This window comes from Natronobeatus ordinarius, from assembly GCF_024362485.1.
GTDB lineage: Archaea > Halobacteriota > Halobacteria > Halobacteriales > Natrialbaceae > Natronobeatus > Natronobeatus ordinarius.
Genome location: NZ_CP101456.1, coordinates 1,205,053 through 1,229,854 on the forward strand (window position 1 = coordinate 1,205,053; position 24,802 = coordinate 1,229,854).

Below are 24,802 nucleotides of genomic sequence, written 5' to 3' on the forward strand. Positions count from 1 at the left end.
AAACCCTATTAGGTAGAAATAGATGTTTCTGTCCAGGTTATTGGCCGAATTGGGCGCATAAATCCAATAATTGGGAACGGCACCCGTCGCTTACCCCTCGCCGATCAGGCTGTCTTCTTCTTCCCACTCCCGTTCGCGGAGCTCGAACTTCTGAACCTTCCCGGTCGCCGTCGTCGGTAACTGATCGACGAACTCGACGCGTCGTACCATCTTGTAGGAGGCCAGGTTCTTCCGACTGTAGGCGATGATCTCGTCTTCCGTGACGTCCGGGTTGTCCGGGTCACCGCTCTCCGGAATAACGAACGCCTTCGGCGTCTCTCCCCACTGCTCGCTCGGCGACGGGATCACCGCCACGTCAGCGACTTCCGGGTGTTCGAAGAGGACGTCCTCGAGTTCGATGCTCGAGATGTTCTCCCCGCCCGAGACGATGATGTCTTTCTTGCGGTCCTGGATGGAGATCATCCCGTTCTCGTCGACCGTCGCGAGGTCGCCCATGTGGTAGTAGCCCTCGACGCGGTCGGAGAACGCCTCCTCGGTCGCCTCGGGGCTTTCCCAGTAGCCGCTCATCACCTGGTGGCCCTTGACGACGACCTCGCCGATCGTCTCGTCGTCCTGTGGGACGTCGTTGCCGTCCTCGTCGACGACACGCACCTCGGTGCCGAGGAACTCGAGCCCCTGGCGTTTCTTGACGGCGAAGCGGTCGGCCGAATCGTCGTCGAAGAACCGACGGGCGTCGGAGGTGGTGACGAGCGGCCCCGTCTCGGTCGCGCCGTAGACGTGTTTGAAGTACCAGCCGAACTCGTCCTCGATGGTTCGAACGGTGACTTCGGGCGGCGCAGCGCCACCGGTGGCGATTCGAACGTTGTCGATCTCCGAGAGGTCCACGTCGTTGTCCTGGTGGTACTTGACGAGCATGTCCAGGACGGTCGGCGCACCGCACATGTACGTCACGCCCTCGTCCCGGAGACTCTCGTAGATCTTCTCGACGTCGACGCCACGGGTGCAGACGTGCGTTCCACCGGCGCCAGTAATCGAGAAGATGTGTCCCCAGCCGTTGACGTGGAACATCGGCAACGTCCAGAGGTAGACGTCGTCGTCGCGGATCTGCTGGTGGACCGACGAGGCATACGCGTGAAGCGTCTCGCTTCGATGCGTTCGCATCACGCCCTTCGGATCGCCCGTCGTCCCCGAGGTGTAGTTGATCGTGATCACCTCGGTTTCGCTCATCTCCGGACGGGTCGGCTCGGTCGTCACGCCGTCGATCACCTTCTCGTAGTCCTCCCAGTCGCCCGCGACGGCGGCGGCGTCGGTCGTGATGAACACCTCCGTCGGCACCTCGTCACGAACCGCCTCGATCTTCTCGGCGTACTCGTAGTCCGCGATGACCGCCGTCACTCGAGCGTCGTTGAGAATATACTCGAAGTCCGACGGCAGGAGTCGGTAATTTAGCGGCGTGTGAACCGCGCCGATTCCCACGTTGGCGTGGGCGGCCTCGAGGTGGTAGTGCGTGTTCGGATCGAGAACGGCGACGCGGTCACCTTTCTCGACGCCCCGTTCCTGCAGCGCCGCGGCCAGCCGGTCGACGCGGTCGCCGAACTCCCTGTAGGTAAATCGTTCACCCGTCGTCGCGACGATCGCCTCTTGCTCTCCGTAGCTGCGACGAGCCCGGTCCAGAAACTCGGTCACCAGCAGTGGTTGCGTCATGGGAGAGGGGGTTCAACCACCCCCATATAAATCTCACTTCGAGACTAACCTTTTCCGGCGGGAAAAGACATATATGCAGGCTTCAGATTTTTCATCTGACTATAATACATAGGATTAATTTGAATAACGCTCTTTTATCGAGCACAAACTCGCCACCGTATGCTGTTTACAGATGTGTATACAATTTCTGCGCCGGCAGTCGTCGACGTCATATCACCGGTCGACTGCGTCAGGTTCAGTGGGAGGGGCCATCGATTCCGATGCCTCACGCTCACGGCGGAAGCGACGGCCACAGGATCGTTCATAACACACCCTGAGGGTGTGTTCTTCTTCGACGGATCACCTGCTCTGTCTGGGTTCACCGGATTATTTCGAATACCGATCCTTGTTTTTTACTCGGGCGCGGTGAATCCGAAGCTATCCCAGGACCGACGGATCTCCGCTTTGAGTTCCTCGGGATAGGAGTTCTCGAAGCTGACTTTCGGGGCGATGTACTCTGCTTCCCAGGAGGGGTCCCACGTCGCGTTGATGTACAGCCGTTTGCCGGTCGATCCATCGCGCCGGTACAGCGGTGCCGTCGCCGCTGGCGCATCGTCGTCGCTGAACGTCCAGTCGTGGGAGGGATGGGCTTTCACCCACAGGTCGGCCAGCGCCCGTCCGAGCGCCATGGGTTCGACGTCGCTGTCGAGGATGAGGACCTTATCGAAACTGTCGGAGAACGTAAAGAGGGCGTTCGCGAGCTGCCATTCGAAGCCCGCGTACAGAATCTCACTGGAGACGATACAGAGCCCGAGTCGAGCCTCGGGGAGGATCGCGAGCCACTTCATCGGCGAGACGCCCCAGTAGTTGTTCACCCGTTCGTACAGCTTGGATGCCTCGAGGACGCCGGCGATGTGGATGTCGTCGCTCAGCGGTGCGCCGAGTGGAACGAACGGGACGATCGACTCCTCCCGGCAGAGGACCTGGTCGACGTCGACGGTCGCCTGACCACAGTCGCTCAGGCGCTCCCAGCCGGCGAGGGGCTCCCCGAGTGGCTCGGCTGCGCCACCGACGATCCCTTCGATGACCAGCTCGGCCGAGGCGGGGAGGAGCCCCCCGACCGTCTCCGCGACCGGGACGTCGTCGGGAACGGCCGTCGGCGGGAACGGGTCTCGCTGTCGGACGCTCTTCAGCCACGGCAGATAGCCACCGATGAGCGCTGCAGCCGGCACGCCGAACGCGATCGAAACCGGCGTCCGTTCCTCGAGCGCCTCCGCCGGAAGCTGCGGGATAGAGACTCTGATTCGGTGTGGGCCGTTGACCAGCCCGCGAACCGGCCACCAGCTCGTGACGCCGTCGGTCTGCACCGACATGATGCCGAGGGTGACGACCGGTGCGTCGCCCGTCGGGAGGACCGGAAAGCCGAGGTCGCCGAGCGTCAGCTCCGACGGCGTCGCCGCCCGCTGCTCGCGTGGATTCTCTTCGACCGGCGTCGACGTTCGAAGGCGATTGATGCGACGCAACAGGTCGGTGTACGTACACTCGTCGTGCTCACCGAGTGCGAGCGCGAGTCGCGTCCAGGGCTTTCGGGTTCGCCGTCGCAGCTGGTCGGGGCCGGCGTACGCCCCGCTGATGAGGCCAACGGCGCCGGGCGTCGACTCGAACCGCACCGCCGGTCCGTTCCGTCTGAGCGCTTCACACGCGACGGTCGCAACCTCATCGACCGTGTGGACGGCCGTCTCGAGCGAGAGCAGGTCGTCGGTCGCCCCGAGCTGCGCTACGTGCGCGCGAAACTCGCTGTTCACGTCTCCGTCACCTCGGTTCGTTCGCCATCTCCGGAACGTATCGCCCGATCGAGTAGCTCCCGTGCGCGCGCGGCCAGCCGATCGTCGGCGTAGATCGCCTGTTCGACGCCGGTCGCTCGCTCGCGTCTCGTCGCGTTGATGTAGGCCTTCGCGGTCCGCGTCTTCGACGTTCCGGGCTCGGTGTCGCCTTTCTCATCGGGGGTCTGGTAGATGTTCAACGGCACTTTCGGCATCGTCTCGACGCCGAACTGGTGAAAATCCTCGTCGGGGTCGGCGTGGAGTGCGACCGCCTCGAGGACCGCTCGCTGGTCCAGCGGGTCGACGTCGCCGTCGACGAAGACGAAGAAATCGACGTGGAGCATTCCCCAGGTCGTAAACACGAAGTTCGCCGCCTCGTGGAAGTAGCCGGGCTCGGAGACGTCGGTCGAAAAGACGTACATCGTCTTTTCGGCGTACTGCCAGACGCCGACGCGTTCGACGTCGAACCCGCCGGCTCTGAGGCCGATCGTCATGTCCGGGCCCGCACAGGCGACCTCGAGTGAGGCGTTCGAGTTGAACGTATAGCCCGTTGCACAGCCGTCGACGCAGAACGGGATGTACGGGTCTTCCCGGTGGGTTATCGCGTCGATTTGAAGCTCCGGCATCGATCGGCGAGGGCCGTTGATGTAGCCGACGTAGTCGCCGTACGGCCCCTCGTCGAGCTGTCGATCCGGGCGCACGTGACCTTCGATGACGACTTCCGCCGACGCCGGGACGCGGAGCCCGTTCGTTTCACACTCGACCAGTTCGATCGGGGCTCGTTTCAGTCCGCCGGCGAACTGCGCCTCGGTTTTATCCGTCGGAACCCACAGCGGCGACGCGAACGTCACCGCCGGTTCGACCCCGATAGCGACCGCAAAGGGCATCTCCTCCTCTCGAGGAGCGTACTGGTAGTAGAAGTTGTTCGGGATCTGCTCGCCCGCGAGCAACAGCGCGCTCGCCCGGTCGTGGCCGTGGATCATCAGCCGGTGTTGATCCCAGCTCTCCCCGTCGGTGTTCGGATCGGGTGCGATGAAGCTGTGGAGCGTCGAGTACCGTCCACCGTCACCGTCGTGAATGTACGGCCAGGGAAACGACAGCAAACTCATCGTCTCGCCGACGCGAACGACCTCCTTACAGGCCGCTTGCTCGGCTGGGACGGTGATCGGGTCGATCGGCGATCGGAGCCGGGAAATCGCTTCGTCGTAATACTCGTCGCCGCCGATCGACGGCGAGAGCCCCATCCCCAGCGCGACCTTATCCCACGGCCGATCGCCGGCTCCCCGGTAGGGATCACCGACCAGCCGGGCGATCGAATCGGTGTCGGCCACGGATTCGAAAAGCGGAATCTCGACGTCCTGCTCGTTTGCCAGCATCGTGATGGCACTCGCTTCCAGGTTCCACGACACCGGCCGCTCGATTCGGTTCACCATCCCGTGAGCGTCGAGGAGGCCGAGATACTCACGAAAACTGTTGACGCCGACCATTACCGACCACCGCCGAGAGCGTCACGCTCGAACGTCGAACGCACCTCGAGGTTCGATTTCTCACTCGCTTCGGTCGGAGACGTCAGTACCGCCTTCAGGTCGCTCGAGCGAGTGTCGACTCCGTCGGACGACGCTCGCGACTCGAGCCCACCCCGTCGAAGGCGTCGGTTGTCGACCGGCCCCGCCACCCGATCGGAGAGGAACTCGGCGTCCAACTGCTCACACTGGGTCTCGCGTGGACCGCTGCCGACGGTGGGCGAGACTGGATCGGACAGCTGCGCCGCCGAGTGGGCCAGGTGCGCCTCCGTTCGAACGATTACTTCCGGCTCCGCGTCGGTCATCGGCCGCTCGACGCCGTCGGTGTCTTCGTGGAGCCCCGCCTGCGACGTACTGCATTCCCGTACCATGCCACGAACAGTTGGGGTTCGAGCGGGTACTGACTTAAAGTTCCCCAGTCCGACGACGGTGGCCCCGCTCGACGTCGCCGACGTCCGCTACGTTGGGTCCTCGTCGTCGTTTTCCTGCTCCACGGTCTCTCGTCCCCAGTTCGGCGTCCCGTGGACTCGACAGACGAAGCCACGCCGGAGTGCCTCGGTTAGCGTCACTCGAACCGGACACTCGGGACACTCGAGGTGAACTTTGACGGCGACGTCGGCATCCTCACCGTCGGCCAGCTCGTCCTTGTTCGCCAGTGAACGGATCGCTTCCTGGACCGTCCGCTCGGTTCGATCGACCGCGACGTCGATGCTCGTTCGTTCCCAGTCGGTCGTTGCCTCCGGACGACGTTTCTCGCCGCCGAGACACTCCGTGAGGTGATGTCGCATCGTACTCCAGGAGACGAACGACTCACGAACCGCTCGGACGTTGATCCCATCGCCCTTGAGGTGCTCGATCAGCTCCCGTCGCGCAGGACTATCTTCTGCCGTCAGTGTCCGGTACTCGTCCTCGACGCGAGTTCCGACGGTTTCGCGGCCGTATCGCTCGTAGACGGCTCGGAGTAGCTGTCGGTTGAACCAGTCCGTTAGCGTTCGGTAGCCGGCTTCCTGCTCGTCTCCTCTGCCGTGCCAGCGGTCGAGGAGGTACTCGTCGACGTCGCCGTCACCCGACGGTGGCGAGACGTCGTACGTGGTGATCGCGTCGCATACCTTACAGCGAGAGCGGGTCACGCGCCGTACGTTTCGCCTCCGATTACATAGCTCATCCGCGTTCGGCGTGCTATCGGCCACCCGACACCAATCTCCGCCAGCCGAAACCGTCGGCTCGACGGTCGGAGTGGTTGAGAATCGAGTCGAACCGGCCGGCTCAGACGAGGAGCTGGACGTCGGCGTCGGCCATGTGCTGGAGGGCGGTGGCGGCGCCGACGCCGGTGGTGACGCCGTCGTAGAACTCGGCTTCGTCGTAGCCCATCAGCTCGATGGTCATCTGGCAGGCCTGGAGGTCGACGCCGGACTCGAGTGAGAGCTCGATGAGCTCTTCGATCGTCGCCGTCCCGTTGTCGTCGATCTTCTTCGCCATCATCTTCGTCGCCATCGCGTCCATGCCGGGCAGCGCCGCGAGCGCGTTGGGCATCGGCATGCTGGGGTTGCCGACGGCTGAAAGTTTGAGTTTCTTCGACTTCTCCTCGTGGAGGATGTCGAGCCCCCAGAAGGTGTGGAAGACGACGACGTCCCAGCCGAATGCGGCGGCGGTACTCGCCAGGATCAGCGGCGGGTAGGCCATGTCGAGGCTGCCCTTGGTGGCGATGATCGTCATCTGCTTCTGGTCGTCACCCTCGGCTGCCTCGAGGTCGGTCAGGCGCTCCTCGAGTGCCTCGAGCTGGGCCTGCAGCTCCGCAGAATTGTCCGCTGGCGCGGGTGTATCCGTACTCATCGCCGCTCAGGCCGTCTTCTCGACGTAGTGTTTGTAGACGTCGTCGCCCTCATCCTGTTCGAGGAGGGAAACGCCGTCGGTGCCGTCGGCCCAGCCCTGAATGTCGCTCATGCTGCCCGAGTCGGTCGAGACCACCTCGAGCACCTCGCCGGCCTCGAGGTCGTCGATCGCCTGCTTGGTCTTCACGATGGGCATCGGGCAGGACAGTCCTTTCACGTCGAGCGTCTCCGTAACGGTGAATTCTGAACTCATAGGTTATCTCTGTGCCCTGTAATGGGCTTACTAAACACTACTGGACACACTGGATAAATATGTGTCGGTCGACACACGCCCCAGAAATAGCTATTGAACGCCAAAAATACTCTTTCGTCCGTGCGAGTCCAGGCGCTCCTTCGAACACCAGTATTGCACTATATGGGGAATACTACCCAAAACTTTAAGTGGTTGTGCTCGGTACTGGTGAGTGTACAACATGGCCGACATGGACCTTCCAACGCCGGACGTACCGGTCGAGACGATCTCCCCCGACGAACTCAAGGGACGAATCGACGCAGGCGAGGCCGTCACCATCCTCGACGCCCGGATGGCGTCGGATTACGAGGAGTGGCACATCGACGACGAGAACGTCGAGTCGATTAACGTCGCGTACTTCGAGTTCCTCGAGGACGATCTCGACGAGTCGGTGTTCGAGTCGATTCCCGAGGATCACGAGATCGTCGTGCTCTGTGCGAAAGGCGGTGCCAGCGAGTTCGTCGCGGGCACGCTCGTCGAGCACGGCTACGACGCCGTCCACCTCGAGGACGGGATGAACGGCTGGGCGCGCATCTATGAGGCCGTCGAGGTCAGCCGCTACGACGGCGCCGGGACGCTCCTCCAGTACCAGCGTCCCTCGAGTGGCTGCCTGGGCTATCTCGTCTACGACGACGGCGAAGCCGCCGTGATCGATCCGCTGCGGGCATTTACCGACCGCTATCTCGAAGACGCCGAGGAACTTGGCGTCGAGCTGACGTACGCCCTGGATACGCACATGCACGCCGACCACATCTCGGGCGTGCGTGCACTCGCCGAGGAGGGCGTCGAGGGCGTCATCCCCCAGAAGTCCGCCGACCGCGGCGCCACCTACACCGACGTCGTCACGCTCGCCGAAGACGGCGACGAGTTCGACGTCGGCGACGTCACCATCGAGGCCGTCTACACCCCCGGTCACACCACCGACATGACGTCGTACCTGATCGACGGCTCCCTGCTCGCCACCGGCGACGGGTTGTTCACCGAGAGCGTCGCCCGTCCCGACTTAGAGGAGGGCGACGACGGCGCCCCCGAGGCCGCGAGCATGCTCTACGAGAGCCTGCAAGAGCGTGTGCTGCCACTTCCCGACGACACCCTAGTCGGTGGCGCTCACTTCAGCGACGCCGCCGAACCCGCCGAGGACGGCACCTACACTGCGCCGATCGGCCAGCTCGAAGCCGAAATGGACGCCCTCTCGATGGACGAGGACGCGTTCGTCGAGCTAATCCTCTCCGACATGCCCCCGCGCCCGGCCAACTACGAGACGATCATCCCCACCAACCTCGGCCAGAACGACGTCGAGGACGACGACGAGGCGTTCGAGCTCGAGCTCGGGCCGAACAACTGCGCCGCCAGCCAGGACGCGCTGACGGGCGACTGAAACCGTCGAGAACGCTCCTTCCTCGCGGAAGACTGCACGTTGGTTGCGGCTTTTTTGGAACTGTCGACGGCGATCGCCCACGTGAGCCGCCGCTGAACGTCGGTCAACGGGATCGGCTCGTCGCTGACTGTTGTGGTACCGTTTTCAGGTCACCAGTAGTGACAACTGGGACGAGTCACACACTGTTCACAGCGGAGCGGCCAGTGCCGGTGGACGCTCGCCGGCACTGGCCGCTACATCACGAGCCGGTGTACACTGACGTCCAGTGGCCAGCATACTCCGACTGCCTCGGCGACCGCTCCGATTTCCTTCGATCGTCGGTGAGCACGCCGATATGGAGGAGAGAGAAACCGATTGCTCGATGCGCGTTCATACTGCTCGCCGGACACCGTTGTGAACGACCGACGATCAGACCGTCTGGGAGGGAGGCACGAGCATCACGTTCCCGGTCGCCCTGGCGACGACATCCTCGGAGACGCTCCCGAGCAGCAATCGGCGCAGCCGGCTGTGTCCGCGGGTTCCGAGCAGGATCGTCGACGGATCGTGTTCTGCCTCCGAAGCGAGGATCTCCTCGGCCGGATCACCCTGCCGAACGTCGATTCTGGTGTCGATCTCCCAGCCCTCGAGCCGATCGGCGAGTTCCTCGAGTCGGTCTCGTGGATCGTCTTCTGCCGACGGCTCGGGGTCTTTCGGCGTCTCGACGTGGACCAGCGTCGCCTCCTGGGTCGCGTTTTTGAGGTAGGAGAACGCCTCGAACGCGTGCGCTGCGTTCGTCGAGAAGTCCGTGGCGTACAGCATCCGCTGGAAGGTGTGGCGTCGAACGACCGCCGGTTCGTCCACGCCGCGCTCGATCCGGGTGACGAGCAGCGGTGTGACAGTCGTCCGGGCGAGATTTCGGGTCGTCGAGCCGATGAGTCGGTTCTCGAGGGGACTCTTCCCGCGCGAACCGACGAGCGTGAGGTCGGCGCCGACCGTCTCGGCGATGCCGTTGATCCGTCGATGAGGCGTTCCGCGGACGACGTGGGTCTCGACGGCGAACCCTTCGCCTTCGATGACGTCGCGGTACCGCCTGAGCGCGCGTTTGCGTCGCTTCTCGAAGTCGATCCCGGGCATTCCCGAGTGGACGTTCGCGGGGACGACCGTGACGAGGTGAAACTCCTCGACGCCGATCCGACCCAGACAGTGCAGGCAGGTCTCGGTCTCGATCGCCGCCTGGCTCGCCGCCGAGAGGTCCGTCGCGTAGACAGCCTTCATAGACGGTCGTACGCGTTGCAGCATATAATATTGTTTGGTTGGCCCAATACACTGAACCGGAGGGTCACGCGAAATCGACTCTCAGCGAGGGGGCAGTAGCACAGCCCGTTCTCGGTCGCTGGAGCGCTGAGAAGCGACGGTTGCGATCGCGTCTGACGGCTGCCGGTTCGTTTTTCCCCCTCGCCCTCGAGTCATCGCCTATGACAGTTCACGTCGTCGCCGAGGATCCGATTCGCGATGCCGTCGTCGCCGCGCTCGAGGAGGTCGACCTCGAGGTCCGCGACGCCGACCCCCGCGAGATCGCCGACGCGCGCTTTGCCGTCGTCAGTGGGGCTGCCGGTGGACAGCCGTTGCGCGCCGCGAACGAGGCCGCACTCGAGGGGAACACGCCGTGGATCGCCGTCGAGGTCGGCGGCGTCGGCGGCCATCCGCTGGCGGAGGTCGACGCCGCCGTCTCCGGGTTCGCCCCGCAAACTGGCTGTTACGAGTGTCTCAGGGCTCGCGTCGCGGCCACGGTCGACGAGCCCGCCGACGCCGTGAAAGGTGATCGGAGTGCCGTCCGCCTCGCGGGTGCCATCGCCGGTCGCGAGTGCGTGCGGGTGTTCGCCGGCGAAGAGCAAACGATCCTCGGGAGCGTCGTCGAACTCCCGCACGTCCGCCGCCGATTCCTGCCTGTGCCCGGCTGTGACTGCGGCGATGGCCGAAACCGGACCCTCGAGCGCGACGACGAGGCCCTCGAACTCGAGGCGGCGGTCGACCGCGCGGACCTCGCGATCGACGACCGCGTCGGCATCGTCGAGGGGCTCGGCGAGGTCGAGTCGTTCCCGGCACCCTACTACCTCGCGACGACGGCCGACACGTCGGGGTTCAGCGACGCCGACGCCGCGCGAAAGTCAGCCGGCGTCGACCCCGACTGGAACACGGCGCTGATGAAAGCCGTCGGCGAGGCGCTCGAGCGCTACTGTGCGGGCGTCTACCGCGAGGACGACTTCGTCCACGCGAGCTTCGAGGCCCTCGACGAGGCCGTCTCGCCGACCGACCTCGTCCGACCGGCCGACGCTCCCGCGTTCGACCCCACCGCCGAGAGTCGATGGGTCGAAGGCGAGAATCTCGAGACGGGCGAACCCGCGCACCTCCCCGCCGCAGCCGTGCAGTTTCCCCCGCCCGGCGAGCGGTTCGTGCCCGCGATCACGACCGGTCTGGGACTCGGCTCCTCGACGGTCGATGCCTTGCTCTCGGGGCTGTTCGAGGTCGTCGAGCGCGACGCGACGATGCTCTCGTGGTACTCCACGTTCGAGCCTCTCGGCCTCGCCGTCGACGACGAGGAGTTCGCCGCCCTCGAGAAACGCGCCCGGAGCGAGGGGCTCTCCGTGACGCCGTTGCTCGTCACCCAGGACGTCGACGTGCCGGTCGTGGCCGTGGCCGTCCACCGGGAGTCTCCGGGCGAGTGGCCGTCGTTCGCCATGGGTTCGGCAGCCGACTTCGACGCGACCGCAGCAGCCCGGTCGGCGCTTGCGGAGGCGATCCAGAACTGGATGGAGCTGCGATCGCTCGGCCCCGAGGACGCTGCCGACGCGGGCGGGGCGATCGGCGAGTACGCCGACTTCCCGGAATCGGTCCAGTCGTACGTCACGGTCGACCGACGCATCGACGCCGCGGCGGTCGGCCCCGATCCCGCCCCGACGGGCCGGGACGCCCTCGAGGAACTCGTCTCGAGGCTCGCCGACGTGGGACTGACGCCGTACGCGGCCCGGCTCACCACCCGCGACGTCGACTCGCTCGGTTTCGAGGCCGTCCGAACGGTCGTCCCCGGTGCACAGCCGCTGTTCACCGGCGACCCCTTCTTCGGCGAGCGCGCGGCGACGGTCCCCGAGGAGCTGGGCTTCGAACCTCGACTCGAGCGGGCGTTCCACCCCTATCCCTGACCGTCACACGAGGTCGACCAGCGCCTCGAGCGAGTCGATCTCGTAGGTCGGTTCTGGCTCCGGTTCGTACGATTTTCGGTGGGGGCGGCGGACGAACGCCGAGTCGATGCCACAGGCGTCGGCGGCGGCCACGTCGATCCAGCTGTCGCCGACGTACAGCGGGTTTCGCGCGTCGAGGTCCGCGATGGCACGCTCGAGGTAGTACGGCGTCGGTTTCTTGCGTTCGATCCCCTTCACCGTCGGCTCGCGGCCGTACCACGGGTCGAACCCCTCGAGGCCGAAGTGGCTCACGATCTCGCCGATCGTCTCGTGCTGGTTGTTGCTCACGATCGCTCGTGGCTGCTCGAGGGCAGCCAGGGCATCGACATCGTCGTAGAGGACCTTTCGTCCGGCGCGAATCTCCTCGACCTGGGCCTCGATCGCGGCGCGTTCGCGGGCCTCCCAGAGCGGCTCCGCCGAGAGGTCGTGTGCGGCCGCGATCGCGCGAAGGGCTGGGACGTCGGGGCGGACGAGCGTCTCGAGGTGCGCTTCGGGCGGGTCGGCGATGCCGACACTGGCGAACGCCTCGCGCATGGCCCGATTGCGCGCCTCGCGGCTCGTGGGCGTCGTCAGTACTCCATCGTTGTCGAAGATGACCGCGTCGTACGACATTCGCGTTCACCTACGTGAACGGACGGCTTCGGCGTTTCGCCCGGCCGGCAGCCCAATGGGATGGTCACCTGATTCAATGAGTCGTCGTAACGGACTTCCACACTCGACGCAGAAAACGGTCGTCGCCTACCGGCGACCCCTTCTTCGGCGAGCGCGCGACGACGGTCTCCGAGGAGCTGGGCTTCGAACCTCGACTCGAGCGGGCGTTCCATCCCTCTCCCTGACCGTCCGTTCGATCGTCAGGTGAACTGGACTCGAGGCGTGGGTCGGTGTCGCTGGGTTGTAGTACGATCGTCTAATGACGTCGGTCGCTTAGATGAATGGACCATATTCATGATGTTTTGCTGGCTTCATAGTGAAACGTACGAATGTGTGTGACACTTGCAGGACATGAACCACACGCCGTATCAGGGTGTGTGCCGCGTGAGGCACGATGACGTACACCACAGGCGGACTGGCGGTCGGATCGAGCCGAGAGTGAAACGCGACCACCCGAGCAGTCGATTCCACAGGCGGCATCCAACCCATGACAACCACACGAAAACGGATCGAGCGACACATCGAAACGCATCCAGGAGTACATTTCAACGAACTCGTCCGGTCGACGAACATCGCGTCCGGACAGGTCCAGTACCACGTCTACCGGCTCCTCAGGTCGGACTGCATCGTTCAAGAGTCGCTGTACGGCCGATCACACTACTTCCCCCCGGAGTACGACGAGTGGGACCGCCGGGCGATCGCGATGTTGCGCCGTGAGACCGCTCGAGAGATCCTCGTGACGTTGCTCGCCGAACCTGGGGCACGTCCGAACGACGTCGCCAGCCGGCTCGACCTCCCCCGGAGCACGCTCGAGTACCATCTCGATCAGTTGAACGAACAGGATCTCGTCGACAAGGAGGTCGAATCCGGCCGCGTTAGACTCTATTCGACTCGGCCGACGAGTACTGAAACCGCACTCGAGCACGTCGCGCCCTCGCTTTCGGAGACGCTGGTCGATCGGTTCATGCGGCTGTCAGATTCACTTCTCGAGGAGCGTTGACTCGGGTCAACTCTCGAGCGGTCGCGTCACCCGTGATCGAGCGGCCGATACTGGAATCTTCGATCACACGAGTCGGCGAGTGGGATTTCAGTGATTGGACTAGCCTGTTCAAGGTGTCTTGTTTCAAACATCACTGCTGTCGCGTCACGACCTGACGCGTACCTGTACAAGTACCCATGTCGACATTTACAGATGCCGTCACGGACGACGGCGACAGCTCCGACTCGGACGCAGCCGAGATGTTCCCGGCAGTCACGGACGCACTCTCGGTCGTCACGAAGCCACACGAGTATGCGAGAGACTGGAAACGACGGCACGACGCGCCCGTCGTCGCGTACCTGAGCACGTACGTTCCACGAGAGATTCTCTGGGCGAGTGGCGTCCTTCCGGTACGCGCTTTCGGAAGTCGGCGCCCCGAGGACGTGACCGTGGGAGACGAACACCACAACAGGAGGCTGTTCTGTCCGTTCTCCCGTGACGTCCTCGCACAGGGGTTGTTGGGACGGTACGACTACACGGACGGGATCGTTCTCGCCAGCGTCTGTCTGCACTTACGCCAGACGTTCGACGCCTGGGTCCAGGAGGTCGCAAGCGAGGAGGACTTCACCCACTACATTGCGATGCCTCACGGAACGCCAGCTGAAACCGGCGACGAGTTTCTTCCGGTAAAACGCCACGGCGTCGACTACGCCTCTGCGCCCGACGGGGGGACCTGTCCCCACGCACCGGCAGCGTATCTCACGACCAAGTTCGATCGCCTGCGAGCGGAACTCGAGTCGTTCACCGGCGCGCCACTGACTGACGACGATCTCGAGGCAGCGATCAACGTGTACGACCGGTCTCGGAAACTGTTACGCGACATCTACGCCTACCGAGCCGAGCCCGAACCACGACTGTCGGGAACGGACGCTACAGCGCTGGTCACGGCCGGCCAGCTGATGGACCCGCACGAGTACGTCGACGTCCTCGAGTCGGCGCTCGCACAGCTCGAGGACGGTGCTGGAGAGCCGAGAGCCGTCGACGCGCGACTGATGGTCGTCACGGCGGTTGGGGACGATCGAACGCTGTACCGGACTGTCGAACGGGAACTGGAGTACGACGCGACGATCGTCGTCGAGGACTCCTCGGTCGGCACCACCGACTTCTACCGACCCGTCTCGGAACCGTCTCGGGGTCCGCCTGCGAAAGACGACGACCCACTGAAGGCCATCGCTCGACGGTATCTGGACCGGCCGCCGTACCCGAGCAAGCAGTGGGACAACCGGCGTGAGCACCTTCGGTCGCTCGTCTCCGAGTACGACGTCGATGGGGTGCTGATCGTGCTCGAAGAGCGATGTGATATCCACCTTCGAGACATCCCTCACGAGACGAACCTCTTCGAAGAAGAACTCGACGTTCCAACACTGACCGTCGTCGCCGAGAAGGGGCGAGTGCCACCGGGACAGTTGAAGACTCGCGTCGAGGCGTTCGTCGAGGAGATCACGACCCCATCGATGGAGGGATTGTATTGATGACCGACCCGTCCACGGCCGAACCGACACGCGAGACGGACAACGTGGTGATGGCAGGCGACGACGGACCACGGCCCCACGACCATGCCACCGCGCGGACGCAGGGGGACGTCGACGACGACCTCGAGTCGGTGACGAACGGCGACACTGTGGTCGGACTGGACGTCGGGACGGACTACACGAAAGCCGTCGTTGTGCGGGACCGACAGCTCGTTTCCACGGCCGAACGACAGACCGGCTTCGATCTCCAGGCTGCCGCCAGCGACACGATCTCGGACGCGTTCGCGGCGCTGGACGAGGAGGGTGCCGAGGACGCCGCCCTGGACGTCCCCGTCGCGTCGCTCGATGCCGTGGGGACGCCCGCGATCGATCACGTGGTCGAGCCGAACGACGCGGTCGCAGCAGCCGTCGACCAGCTCGACCTCGACGTTCGGTACGTGCTCTTGATGGGGGCGAAGAACGTCACGGCGTACCGTCTCGCTGCCGACGGCACTGTCGACCGGACGGTCGAAAACGGCAAATGCGCGGCTGGCGTCGGCCGGTTCATCGACGACCTTCCGAAGTACCTCGACCGTGACCTCGACACCCTGATCGAGGACGCCAGGACCGTCGAAGGTGGCGCTGACGAGGTGAACGCCCAGTGTTCGGTGTTTGCCGAATCCGAGGTGATCAGTCTCGTTCACGACGGAGTTCCGCCGGCGAAAATCGTCCGGACCATCGTCGACTCGATCGCTCGTCGAAACGCTGCGCTCCTCCGTCGAGTCAAGGCCGAAGACCGCGTGCTGGTGATCGGCGGCGTGGGGCGGAACGCGGCGTTCATCGACGCGCTCTCACGGGAGATCGAACCCACCGTCCTGACGCCGGCACACCCGGCGTACGTCCCGGCGTTCGGGGCCACGCTCGTGGCATACGAGGTGTCGGCCGATGAGTGACGCCGCGACCGTCGATGGCGAGCCCCGGTCTGTCGCAGGGGTCGACGGACTCTGGTACGATCACTCGCCCCATGGCCGCGAGCCGTGGGAGTGGCCGACGTCCGTCTGGGTCCGGGACGACCACTGGTCCGACGATGGCGTGCTCACGATGGGCATCGACGTCGGCTCGACGAGTTCGCAGGTCGTCCTCATGGTCGATCGCGAACTCGTCGCCTACAGTACCGTGCGAACGATGGGCACCCCCAACGAGAGTGCCGACCGGGCGCTCGAGGCGATCGCGGACCGGGCCGACGAGTTCGACGTCGACGGGATCGACTTCACCGTCGGGACGGGGTACGGCCGCGTCTCTCTCGACGTCGACGAGACGTTGACCGAGATTACGTGCCACGGCAAGGGGGCAAACTACCTCTACGGGGGCGACGTGCGAACGGTCCTCGACATGGGCGGCCAGGACCTCAAGACCATCCAGATCGACGAGAAGGGGAAAGTCGAGGACTTCCTCATGAACGATAAGTGCGCCGCCGGAACGGGCCGCGGCCTCGAGTCGATGGCCGAACTGCTCGAGGTCGACCTGACCGAGCTTGGGCCGCTGTCGCTGTCGCTCGAGGACAGTCCAGAGCCCGTCCACAGCACGTGCGTCGTGTTCGCGAGAGACGAGGTGACCGACCGCTTACGCGACGGCTGGTCCGTCGAAGCGGTCGCCGCCGCCTATCACGAGGCGGTCATCGACAACATCGTGACGCTGATCGAACGCGTCGGCGTCGAACCCGAGTTCGCGATCACGGGCGGCATCGCGAAGAATCCCGGCATCGTCACGCGTCTCGAGGATACCCTGGGCGTCGAGGCGATAACGCCTGCCTTCGACACCCAGATCGCCGGCGCGACCGGCGCCGCCTTCTTCGGCGCTGGCCTCTACGAACAGCAGGGTGAGTCGACGTGAGCCGATCGCGAGGTGATTGCCGTGGATGAGTCTGCCGTTCGAGCGTTCCTGGGGATCGACGACGAGTGGGAGATCCGGTTCATTGCGGACGAGCACCGTGCTCGACGGCTGGCGGCCGACTATCGGCGAGCGGGCTTTGACGTCCGATACCACTCGATCACGGACGATGGCACCGACTGTTCGACCTGCCTCGAGGAGTCGGTCGTCGTGGTAACGAGACGCGCGGATTCGGGTTCCTCGAGCAGTGACGCGTCGACAAGTGCGGATAGCAGGCTCGTCTACGACTGACGGCGACGGAGGCTGTCGACGGCCACGGCCGTTGCTGTGACCTGCATTTCAGGTCACGCTGGGACGACGGCTACAATCCACATCCCCGTGTCTGAGAACGTTACTCGACCAGCGGCGGATCCGCTCGGTCGGCGTCGGCCGTCGTCGGACGGTGACCGACCGATTCGGGAATAATGTAGCGGTGAGGTCCGTTGCGCTCGACGCGGACGGTGACGTCGTAGACGGGTTCGATGTGCTCTGCACGGAGGACGTCGACGCCACCGGCGGCGTGGACGGCCCCCTCTCGATTGAGCAGGAGGACCTTGTCGGCGTATCTGGCTGCGAGGTTCAGGTCGTGGATAACGACGATCACGGAGACGCCATCGTCCGTCTGCTGGCTCGCGATGTCGAGCACCTGTAACTGATGTTTGAGGTCGAGGTTGCTCGTCGGTTCGTCGAGCAACAACACCTCTGGGTCCTGTGCGAGCGCCCTGGCCATGGCGACTTTCTGTCGTTGCCCGCCGCTGAGGCCGCTGAAATCGCGGTTCGCAACGCCAGCGAGTTCGAGTTCCTCGAGGACGTCCCAGACGAGTTCGAGGTCTTCGTCTGAGGGGTTCCAGTCCATGTATGGTTTTCTCCCCATCAGTACGACGTCGAAGACGGTCGTCGGGAACCGTTCGCCCCGCTCCTGTGGAACGTAGCCGAGCGTTTGGGCTCGCTCCGTTCGCGACAGGTCACAGACGGCGCTGTCCTCGAGGAAGACGGTCCCGGAATCGGGAGTCAGGATCCGGTTGATACAGCGGACGAGTGTGCTCTTCCCCGCCCCGTTCGGGCCCACGATGGCGACGAACTGTCCGGCGTCAACGGAAACCGACACGCCGGTGAGCGCTTCGACGCTCCCGTACGTGAACGATACGTCGTTGACTTCGAGTTTCATAGGTGGCCTCCTCTAGTACTCCGCCAAGCGTCGATTGCGGGGTCGAACCGGCCTTCGGCGACGGGTTCGACCCTGCAGAGCAGGCTTGCCAAAGCACTAGACGACCCGCCGACGATCGGTGTCGCGTCGTGATCGTGGGCAGTATGCATCGGTTCTCGCGCTCTGTACGGTCTATTCGGTTCGTCCGATCTCGTGTGTGTCTCGCTCATAGTTACCAGTATTCGCGTTGTCGGCTGAGGATCAGATACAAGAATAGCGGAACGCCCACGAACGACGTGACGATGCCCACTGGAAGGACTTCGGGGGCGATGACGAGTCGGCCCACTGCGTCCGCGCTAACGAGTAAGATCGCTCCGAGCAGGACTGCGGCCGGAATCAGATAGCGGTGGTCGCTACCGAGGATCATCCTGGCGAGGTGGGGGGCGACCAGCCCGACGAACCCGATCGTTCCGAGGAACGCGACGGTGACGCCGGTGATCAGGGACGCGACGATCATCCCCAGTTCGCGGATGCGTTCTACCTGGACGCCGAGACTGGTCGCGACGTCCTCGCCCTGGAGCAAGGCGTTGAAGTCCCAGGACCATCGGAGCGCGACGATCGCCAGTGGAATCGTCGTCATCGCGACGATCGGGAGGTTGTCCCAGCTCGCTCGGGAGAGGCTGCCGAACATCCAGTAGACGACGGAGGCGACTTCCTCGTCCGAGCCCAGGTACTGGAGCAGCGAGGTCGACGCCGAGAAAAAGTACGACATCGCGATCCCGGCTAAAATCATGGTCGCAGACGAGGCGTTCTTGAGTCGAACCAGCGCGAGGATGGCGATCGCGGGAACGAGCGAGAACACGAAGGCGTTGAGAGCGACCATCCAGCGACCGGGGACGACCGAGGCGCCGGTCACGCCGACGCCGAGAACGATGGCGAGTGACGCACCGAACCCCGCCCCGCTGCCGATCCCGAGCGTGTAGGGGCTGGCGAGGGGATTCTTCAGCAGCGCCTGGAGCAACACGCCGGCCAGGGCGAGTCCACCGCCGGCCACCATCGCCATGAGTACCCGGGGGAGCCGGAGCTCGAGGATAATCATCGTCGCCGTTTCACCCGGAGCGTACGCCGACGTGTACACGGAGAGGAAGAGCCCGACGACGTCCCAGTGGTCGACCGTTGCGGCGCCGATCGTTAGCGACACGGTGCCAACAACTGTCAGGGATCCCGCGAGCAACCCGATGACGAGTAGCTTCCGTCGTACCGAGTCGACGTACGCCGCTCGATCGCCCTCGAGGCCGTCGTCGCCAGAGTGGACGCCCTTTCGGGCGGGGCGCGATTCGTCCGTTCGGACCGTCATAGGTACGCCGGCGCCAGGTAGACGCCCCGATGTGGGACGCCGAGCCACTCTTCGAGGTACTCGCGGTGGACCGACACTGGATCGAGGTCGTCGAACCGGTCGGGGTGAAACAGCTTCGCCAGATAGAGGACGCCGAGCCAGGCCTTCTCGCCTCGGAGTGTCTTGAACTCGACCGTGTGCACCTCGTCGGTCTGGACGGCACTGAGGTGTTCGGTTCCACTGCGCTGCATGAACTCCTCGCGGAGGGCGAGTGCGTCAGCCGGGTCGTCGACTTCGTACCCCGTCGTGACCGGCGGGCCGCCGGAGTCGTCGATCAGAACGAATTCGGGGTCCTGCTCGATGACGTACTCGCGGTCGAGCGTCTTCGTCGTACCGATGCGCAGCTCGTGGAGGTCGTCGACTACCGACTCGAGGAGATTCCGACCACCTGCGATGTGGACCGTGCCAGCGTACACGCCCTCCCAATCGCCGTGTTGATTCTCACAGTAGACGAGCGGCCGGTCGGTCGCGGGAATCTCCTCGAGCCGGTTCTTGACCTGGTGTACCTGCGTGTGTGTCCACTCGAGGAAGTCGTCGAGTTCGTCCGCCTTCCCGACCAGCTGTCCGAACAGTCGTGCGCCATCTAACTGTAGGCCGTCGAGTTCGATCGCGACGACGTCGATGTCGAACGGCTCCAGTTTCGACGCGAGGGCGTCGATTTCCTCTCTGGCTCCTTCACCGGTCCAGCGAGTCACGAGAACTTCTGGATCGAGCTCGATAATCTGCTCGACGTTCGGGTCCCGCCACCAGCCTGCACCCGGCTTGTCGGCGAGCGACGGGAACTCCTCCGTTTCACCGGTCGTCGCGAGCACACGGTCCTCGATTCCCAGCAGCGTCGCCGCCCAGTACAGGCGAGTGTTCAACAGGACTAACTCCTCGACCGGCTGTGAGACTGTGACCGTCCGTCCAACGTGATCGGTCACGGTGATCGTCTCGTGGCTAGCCGTCCGTGACTCGTCAGCCGCGTCGTCGAGCCCGACACAACCGGCGATACCGATTCCCGCACCGAGCGTTGCACCACCAGTCGCGAGCAACCGGCGGCGCGTCACTGTTGGTTGCTCGACTCGCTGCTCGCCAGCGTCGTTCGTCTCTGGATCCATCCCAAGAAGACCATCTTGGCAATCAGCTAAGGTGGTTGTAGTTCAAACGTTGTAAGAATACCCCGCGTGGCAACTAGTATGCAGATCGAACGTTCTGCTATCCCGGCTTTGATCGGCTCTCGAAACGGTTGCCTCTGACGAACCGATCGTGGCCGCGAGCCGAACTCGTGAGTTCGACTCCAGTTTCGATTCAAACCGCAAGTCGCGTCGCGTTCGAGAGCCCCAGTGCTCGTCTGCGACCGCGATCTCGTGCAGGGAGACGCCGTAACGGACTTCTGTACTCGGCTCAGAATTGGGTGTAATGAGCAAGATCAGTCCACCGGACGTCGACGAGAAGCTGTCGAACGGCGAGGCACTGTTCGTCCTCGACGTGCGACCCCGTCAGGCCTACCAGCGAGGCCACATCGAGGGGAGCCACAACGTCCCCGTCTACGACGACCTGCGCCGCGGCGACGTCGACGCCCTCCGCGACCGCCTCGAGGAGATCCCCGCGGACGTCCCGGTCGTGACGGTCTGTAAGGCCGGCGTCGTGGCGCGACGGGCGACGGCAACCCTCGAGGAGGAGGGCTACGACGCGACGACGCTCGCCGGGGGCATGCGGGGCTGGAACGGCTATCGGAACGGGACGATCGGCTACCGCATTTCGTCGGTGCTCCGTCGACTGGTTCCCTGAACGGGCTCGAGCCGGGTCGTCGCTCCGTCCGGAGGTTCAAGTGTGAACGGGCGGCCAGAGCCGTCGATGGACGCCGAACCGACGCTCGAGGCCGCACCGACCGCGACCGGTCGCCCCACGCGAGGCGATGGGACATAGAGCGCTCGTCGCCTACCGGCGACCCGACTACCTCTACGACGTCCGGTACAGCCACTGGGGCGGCGACGGGCTCGCCCTCGTCGACGAGCTCTCCCGGGACGCGCCGCTGGCCCGCGGGGCCGTCGATTCGTCGCTGCTCGCCGACGCCGTCGCCCTCGAGCGCGTGCTCACCGACTACCTCGATCCGTGCGTCTACGAGGCGCTCTACCTCGTCTCGCCCGAGTTCGCAGTGACCGCCTACCGCGTCTGCTGGCTCGAGTGGAGTGACGGCCGCGAGTCCGGGCGGGGCGCGATCGTCGCCACGGCACCCGGCGAGCGCGACCGCGAGGTCCGGACCTGGTTTCGCGCGATCAAGACCACGCTCGCCGACGTCGTGGCGATGGGCATCTTCCCGAGGCGGGCCGCGAGTTCGTACCTCGAGGCGCGCGTCTACGAGGACGAGGATGGACACGTCTACACCTATGGCGACGCAGCCGACGGAGTCCGTCACGACGCGGCCGTCGACCGATGGTTCGAAGAGCAGGGGTGATCGGCGGTCTCACTCCCGCCAGCGGGCGTCTGCCAGCGTCCGCTGGACGGCTTCGTGACCGACCGCCGCCGCGAGCGTCTCGAACCCGGCGCGCTCGGATCGATCGCTGGCGTTCGCGACCAGCCGCGAGACGATGAACTCGGGCGTCGACCGGCCGACCGTCCCGAAGCGGGGCTGGTAGTCGACGAGCAACTCGAGCTCCGGACTCAACCCCTCGGCAAAGATGCCGTCGACGCGCGCTTCCGTGGGAAGTGGTTCGAGATCCTCGGCGAGGTGGGTGACGAACACCCCTAACGCGTCGCGCTCGACCGTGAGCGTCACGAGGCCGTGGAGCAGGTCGGCGGCGCTGCCGGGCTCGGTGATCGCCTCGAACTCGTCGACGAGCATGAGCGTCCGGCCACCGCCGGAAAGCGGCGGGACGACCGAGCGCAGCGTCGACTCGAGCACGCCCGCGTTGAAACTGGCGTGACGGCGGTGAAAGACCAGCGCGTCGACGGGTGTCACCTCGGCGCGGTCGGCGGGCACCGGCAGCCCCATCGAGGCGAGCAAGACCACCTGGCAGAGCGTCTCGAGCAGCGTCGTCTTCCCGCCGCTGTTCGCGCCGGTGAGCACCGCGACGCGCTCGTCGCCGGGCGTCGAGTCGGCCGCCTCGGGCACCTCCTTGGCACCGACCGTGTGGCTCCCGAGCGCGTAGGTCACGGGCTGGACCGACGCCTCGTCGGCCGCCGCAAGCGTGAGGTTTCGTGCGTTCACGACCGAGACGGCGCCAGCCCCGTCGTCTCGCGTCGATCCCGCGCTCGCCCGGTCCGAGGCGCGTGGCGCTTCGTCGCCGACGAACGTCGGCCGCGTACAGTCGTAGGCGAGCGCGAAGCGAGCGAGCGAGAGCTCGAGTGCGATCTCGTCGACCGCCGAGACGGCCCGATCGATCTCCGCGCGGGCGTCGGCGATCGACGCCTCGAGGTCGCGTGTCACCGCCGCCTCGCGTTCGTCGACCGCTTCGGTCAACGACGTGCGCAGGTTCCGGAGGGTCCCGCCGACGAAGTCCGTCGCGTCGGCCGCGTCGGTCGGCATCGCCGCTCGAACCTGGTCGATCGTGACGTCTGTCTCGCGAAGCACTCGATCCTCGAACGCCTCCCTGAACCGGTCGACGTCGCGGACGCCTTCTGACCGGAGCTCGTCGATCAGCTCGAGTGCGTTCGCGTCCAGGTCCTCGACGGCCCCTAACGCGGTCCGTACCCGGTCAAGTTCGTCGTCGGTCCCCTCGCGGACGCGGCCACCCTCGAGCGCCGACAGCGCGGCCGCCGCCTCCTCGAGCGCCTCCCGCTCGAGATCGGCGATCGCTTCGAAGGGGCCGGCGTCAATCTCGGCCTCGAGCAGGGCGAGGGCGGCCTCGACGGCTGCGAGTTCGCTCTCGTCGCGCTCGTCGTATCGCTTGTAGGCTTCGAGGACGGTTTCCCGGTCGTCCTCGGGCAAGTTGGTCCAGGCATCCCGCGCTTCGAGGACGGCGTCGAGTCGATCGTCCATCTCCTCGCGGGTCGAACACGGCGTGAGCACGCGGATGCGGTCGGCCGCGCGCTCGGTGACCGCCCGTTCGACGGCGAGGTCGAGCAGCTCCTTGTAGGCGGCGCGGGCGTCGCTCGTCGCCAGTATCTCCATGCCGTCGCCGCCGGTGGCTCGACGGAGGATCTGCGTCGCCCGGCCGCGCGGGAGACCGGCCTCCGACAGCGTGCGAACGTCGCCGCTCTCGATCGCCCGGACCGCCCGCTCGACGCCGAGTTCCTCGACGAGCGTCTCGCGCGTCTTCGGCCCGACTCCCCAGTACTCCTCGAGTCGCATGTCCGTCGATTCGAGGCCGGGACCGTAAACACTGTGAGATCGTCTCGAGGGGCGTCGTCTCTAGTGGGCGGCTCACTCGGCCCCGTCGTCGCCGTCGACACCGTATTCGAAGTCGTGGCTGCTTCCGTCTGCTCCGGTGACCGTTACTGACCCACACGTTGGAACCTCGTTCTCGAACACCGCACGAACGAGGAGCGTGGGATAGTGGAGTTGCTGTGCACATAGCTCGTCCGGCGCCGACGTGTCGACGACGCGTGCGTCGACGACCAGGCCGGCAGGACCCACGTCGATCGTCTCGAGTTCGACGTCGTAACAGAGGTTCGGCCCTCGAGCCTGGACGAGGACGAGCGTCGACCGGTCGAAGTCGGTCTCGTCGACGAACGCCTCGAGCTCGCCGTTCGTCCTCGCGTCTTCGATCGCCTCCTCGGCCTCGGTCGCCGAGGATAGCGCCTCGACGTGGGGTTCGCCGACGTTGATCGAGTACGAGATCGTCTCGTACTCGACGAGCGTGTACCCGTCACCGTCCTCCTCGCCACCATCGCCGTTCTCGTCGTCACCACCGTCGGTCGCTTTTTCGTGACCGTCGCCGGTCTCCGTTCCATCGTCGTCAGCACTCGCGTCGGCTTGCCCGTCGTCGCCGTTCGGCTCCTCACCGTGGTCACTTCCATCACCGCCGTCGGGCTCGCCCGGTGTGGCAGCTGCGTCGTCGTCGAGACAACCGGCGAGCGTCGCAGTCCCGACCAGCGATGCGCCGACAACCATCCGTCTCCGTGTCACGCCCATACCTACTGTCAGGTAGACGACCCAGATATATCCGAGGGATGGTGAAACGAAGATTTCACCGTGGCCGGGGCGTCCACGTGGTTCCAGGGATGCGACTCGTGCCTGTCGATAGGGTGAGCGGCGTGGCAACTGGCTCCTCGTCCGTGGAGCGTGTGACAGGGCGGCGGTGGGGAGTCCGCCCTGGCATGAGAGACATGAGCGCACTCGACGCGGGGGCGAGTCCACGTCCGAGCGTCCGGGCACGAACGCACGATGATCGGCCAGTAGGCGCGTCGTGGTCTGATTCGAGCGTGTACCCAGCGGGGTCGTCGATCCCCGCACGTGAGTCGAACCGAGCGCCACCCTTTGTTATGCGTTCGCTGGTGGTCCAGTAGCCGGATG

General features: G+C 65.1%; 23 protein-coding genes. 9 read left to right on the forward strand and 14 right to left on the reverse strand.

Annotated features, from left to right (window positions below; translation table 11 throughout):
- Positions 1–90: 90 nt before the first annotated feature.
- From NMQ09_RS06220 to NMQ09_RS06250, 7 genes are all read right to left on the reverse strand, one after another.
- Entirely contained in the window at positions 91–1,704 is a 1,614-nt protein-coding gene (locus NMQ09_RS06220) for a long-chain-fatty-acid--CoA ligase (RefSeq protein WP_255193594.1), read from the reverse strand.
- A 392-nt stretch (positions 1,705–2,096) separates the two neighbouring features.
- Entirely contained in the window at positions 2,097–3,488 is a 1,392-nt protein-coding gene (locus NMQ09_RS06225; RefSeq protein WP_255193596.1) for a UbiD family decarboxylase, read from the reverse strand.
- Positions 3,485–4,993 carry a UbiD family decarboxylase gene (locus NMQ09_RS06230; RefSeq protein ID WP_255193598.1) on the reverse strand — a complete coding sequence of 503 codons (1,509 nt, stop codon included), beginning with the start codon at positions 4,991–4,993 and terminating at the stop codon, positions 3,485–3,487. The genes NMQ09_RS06225 and NMQ09_RS06230 overlap by 4 nt, the downstream gene beginning before the upstream one ends.
- Complete coding sequence (locus NMQ09_RS06235; RefSeq protein WP_255193600.1) at positions 4,993–5,400, reverse strand: hypothetical protein; 408 nt, start codon at positions 5,398–5,400, stop codon at positions 4,993–4,995. Before NMQ09_RS06235 ends, NMQ09_RS06230 begins: the two co-directional genes overlap by 1 nt.
- Positions 5,401–5,487: 87 nt before the next feature.
- The gene (gene rdfA, locus NMQ09_RS06240) at positions 5,488–6,159 is read right to left on the reverse strand and encodes a rod-determining factor RdfA (RefSeq protein ID WP_255193602.1); all 672 of its coding nucleotides are present in this window, start codon (positions 6,157–6,159) and stop codon (positions 5,488–5,490) included.
- A 136-nt stretch (positions 6,160–6,295) separates the two neighbouring features.
- Complete coding sequence (locus NMQ09_RS06245) at positions 6,296–6,862, reverse strand: DsrE/DsrF/DrsH-like family protein (protein WP_255193604.1); 567 nt, start codon at positions 6,860–6,862, stop codon at positions 6,296–6,298.
- Positions 6,863–6,868: 6 nt separating this feature from the next.
- Positions 6,869–7,114, reverse strand: coding sequence for a sulfurtransferase TusA family protein (locus tag NMQ09_RS06250; RefSeq protein WP_255193606.1), 246 nt, complete (start codon positions 7,112–7,114; stop codon positions 6,869–6,871).
- 220 nt (positions 7,115–7,334) lie between these two features.
- On the opposite strand from NMQ09_RS06250, the gene NMQ09_RS06255 reads away from it, so the two are divergent.
- Positions 7,335–8,531 (forward strand): MBL fold metallo-hydrolase, encoded by a 1,197-nt coding sequence (locus NMQ09_RS06255; protein ID WP_255193608.1) that lies wholly within the window; start codon positions 7,335–7,337, stop codon positions 8,529–8,531.
- A 408-nt stretch (positions 8,532–8,939) separates the two neighbouring features.
- Here NMQ09_RS06255 and NMQ09_RS06260 read toward each other — a convergent pair whose 3' ends face one another.
- Entirely contained in the window at positions 8,940–9,785 is an 846-nt protein-coding gene (locus NMQ09_RS06260; RefSeq protein WP_255193610.1) for a universal stress protein, read from the reverse strand.
- 200 nt (positions 9,786–9,985) lie between these two features.
- On the opposite strand from NMQ09_RS06260, the gene NMQ09_RS06265 reads away from it, so the two are divergent.
- Positions 9,986–11,710, forward strand: coding sequence for a YcaO-like family protein (locus tag NMQ09_RS06265; RefSeq protein WP_255193611.1), 1,725 nt, complete (start codon positions 9,986–9,988; stop codon positions 11,708–11,710).
- 3 nt (positions 11,711–11,713) lie between these two features.
- Here the strand turns inward: NMQ09_RS06265 and NMQ09_RS06270 are convergent, their stop codons facing one another.
- Complete coding sequence (locus NMQ09_RS06270; RefSeq protein WP_255193612.1) at positions 11,714–12,361, reverse strand: HAD family hydrolase; 648 nt, start codon at positions 12,359–12,361, stop codon at positions 11,714–11,716.
- Positions 12,362–12,887: 526 nt separating this feature from the next.
- Here NMQ09_RS06270 and NMQ09_RS06275 point away from each other — a divergent pair.
- The 5 genes from NMQ09_RS06275 (at position 12,888) to NMQ09_RS06295 (ending at position 17,071) form a co-directional block, all read left to right on the forward strand.
- Positions 12,888–13,400: a winged helix-turn-helix transcriptional regulator gene (locus tag NMQ09_RS06275; RefSeq protein ID WP_255193615.1), complete on the forward strand. Its 513-nt coding sequence runs from the start codon at positions 12,888–12,890 to the stop codon at positions 13,398–13,400.
- 176 nt (positions 13,401–13,576) lie between these two features.
- On the forward strand, positions 13,577–14,911 hold the full coding sequence (locus NMQ09_RS06280) for a 2-hydroxyacyl-CoA dehydratase subunit D (RefSeq protein ID WP_255193617.1): 1,335 nt from the start codon (positions 13,577–13,579) through the stop codon (positions 14,909–14,911).
- A complete protein-coding gene (locus NMQ09_RS06285) occupies positions 14,911–15,843 on the forward strand; it encodes a BadF/BadG/BcrA/BcrD ATPase family protein (protein ID WP_255193619.1) in 933 nt (310 codons plus the stop codon). The genes NMQ09_RS06280 and NMQ09_RS06285 overlap by 1 nt, the downstream gene beginning before the upstream one ends.
- Entirely contained in the window at positions 15,836–16,783 is a 948-nt protein-coding gene (locus tag NMQ09_RS06290; RefSeq protein WP_255193620.1) for an acyl-CoA dehydratase activase, read from the forward strand. Before NMQ09_RS06285 ends, NMQ09_RS06290 begins: the two co-directional genes overlap by 8 nt.
- A 21-nt stretch (positions 16,784–16,804) precedes the next feature.
- Complete coding sequence (locus NMQ09_RS06295; RefSeq protein ID WP_255193622.1) at positions 16,805–17,071, forward strand: hypothetical protein; 267 nt, start codon at positions 16,805–16,807, stop codon at positions 17,069–17,071.
- Between the two features lie 100 nt (positions 17,072–17,171).
- On the opposite strand, the gene NMQ09_RS06300 is transcribed toward NMQ09_RS06295, so the two are convergent.
- The 3 genes from NMQ09_RS06300 to NMQ09_RS06310 form a co-directional block, all read right to left on the reverse strand.
- Positions 17,172–17,987, reverse strand: a complete 816-nt coding sequence (locus NMQ09_RS06300; protein WP_255193625.1) for an ABC transporter ATP-binding protein — start codon at positions 17,985–17,987, stop codon at positions 17,172–17,174.
- A gap of 211 nt (positions 17,988–18,198) precedes the next feature.
- Positions 18,199–19,323: a FecCD family ABC transporter permease gene (locus tag NMQ09_RS06305; protein WP_255193627.1), complete on the reverse strand. Its 1,125-nt coding sequence runs from the start codon at positions 19,321–19,323 to the stop codon at positions 18,199–18,201.
- Positions 19,320–20,462: an ABC transporter substrate-binding protein gene (locus NMQ09_RS06310; RefSeq protein ID WP_255193630.1), complete on the reverse strand. Its 1,143-nt coding sequence runs from the start codon at positions 20,460–20,462 to the stop codon at positions 19,320–19,322. The genes NMQ09_RS06305 and NMQ09_RS06310 overlap by 4 nt, the downstream gene beginning before the upstream one ends.
- 301 nt (positions 20,463–20,763) lie before the next feature.
- Between NMQ09_RS06310 and NMQ09_RS06315 the strand changes: the two genes are divergently transcribed.
- Both NMQ09_RS06315 and NMQ09_RS06320 read left to right on the forward strand, forming a co-directional pair.
- Positions 20,764–21,135: a rhodanese-like domain-containing protein gene (locus NMQ09_RS06315; protein ID WP_255193632.1), complete on the forward strand. Its 372-nt coding sequence runs from the start codon at positions 20,764–20,766 to the stop codon at positions 21,133–21,135.
- A 127-nt stretch (positions 21,136–21,262) separates the two neighbouring features.
- Positions 21,263–21,802, forward strand: a complete 540-nt coding sequence (locus tag NMQ09_RS06320) for a DUF6735 family protein (protein ID WP_255193634.1) — start codon at positions 21,263–21,265, stop codon at positions 21,800–21,802.
- Positions 21,803–21,811: 9 nt separating this feature from the next.
- On the opposite strand, the gene NMQ09_RS06325 is transcribed toward NMQ09_RS06320, so the two are convergent.
- Both NMQ09_RS06325 and NMQ09_RS06330 read right to left on the reverse strand, forming a co-directional pair.
- The gene (locus tag NMQ09_RS06325) at positions 21,812–23,638 is read right to left on the reverse strand and encodes a MutS-related protein (RefSeq protein ID WP_255193635.1); all 1,827 of its coding nucleotides are present in this window, start codon (positions 23,636–23,638) and stop codon (positions 21,812–21,814) included.
- 72 nt (positions 23,639–23,710) lie between these two features.
- Positions 23,711–24,421, reverse strand: a complete 711-nt coding sequence (locus NMQ09_RS06330; RefSeq protein WP_255193637.1) for a hypothetical protein — start codon at positions 24,419–24,421, stop codon at positions 23,711–23,713.
- Positions 24,422–24,802: the final 381 nt, after the last annotated feature.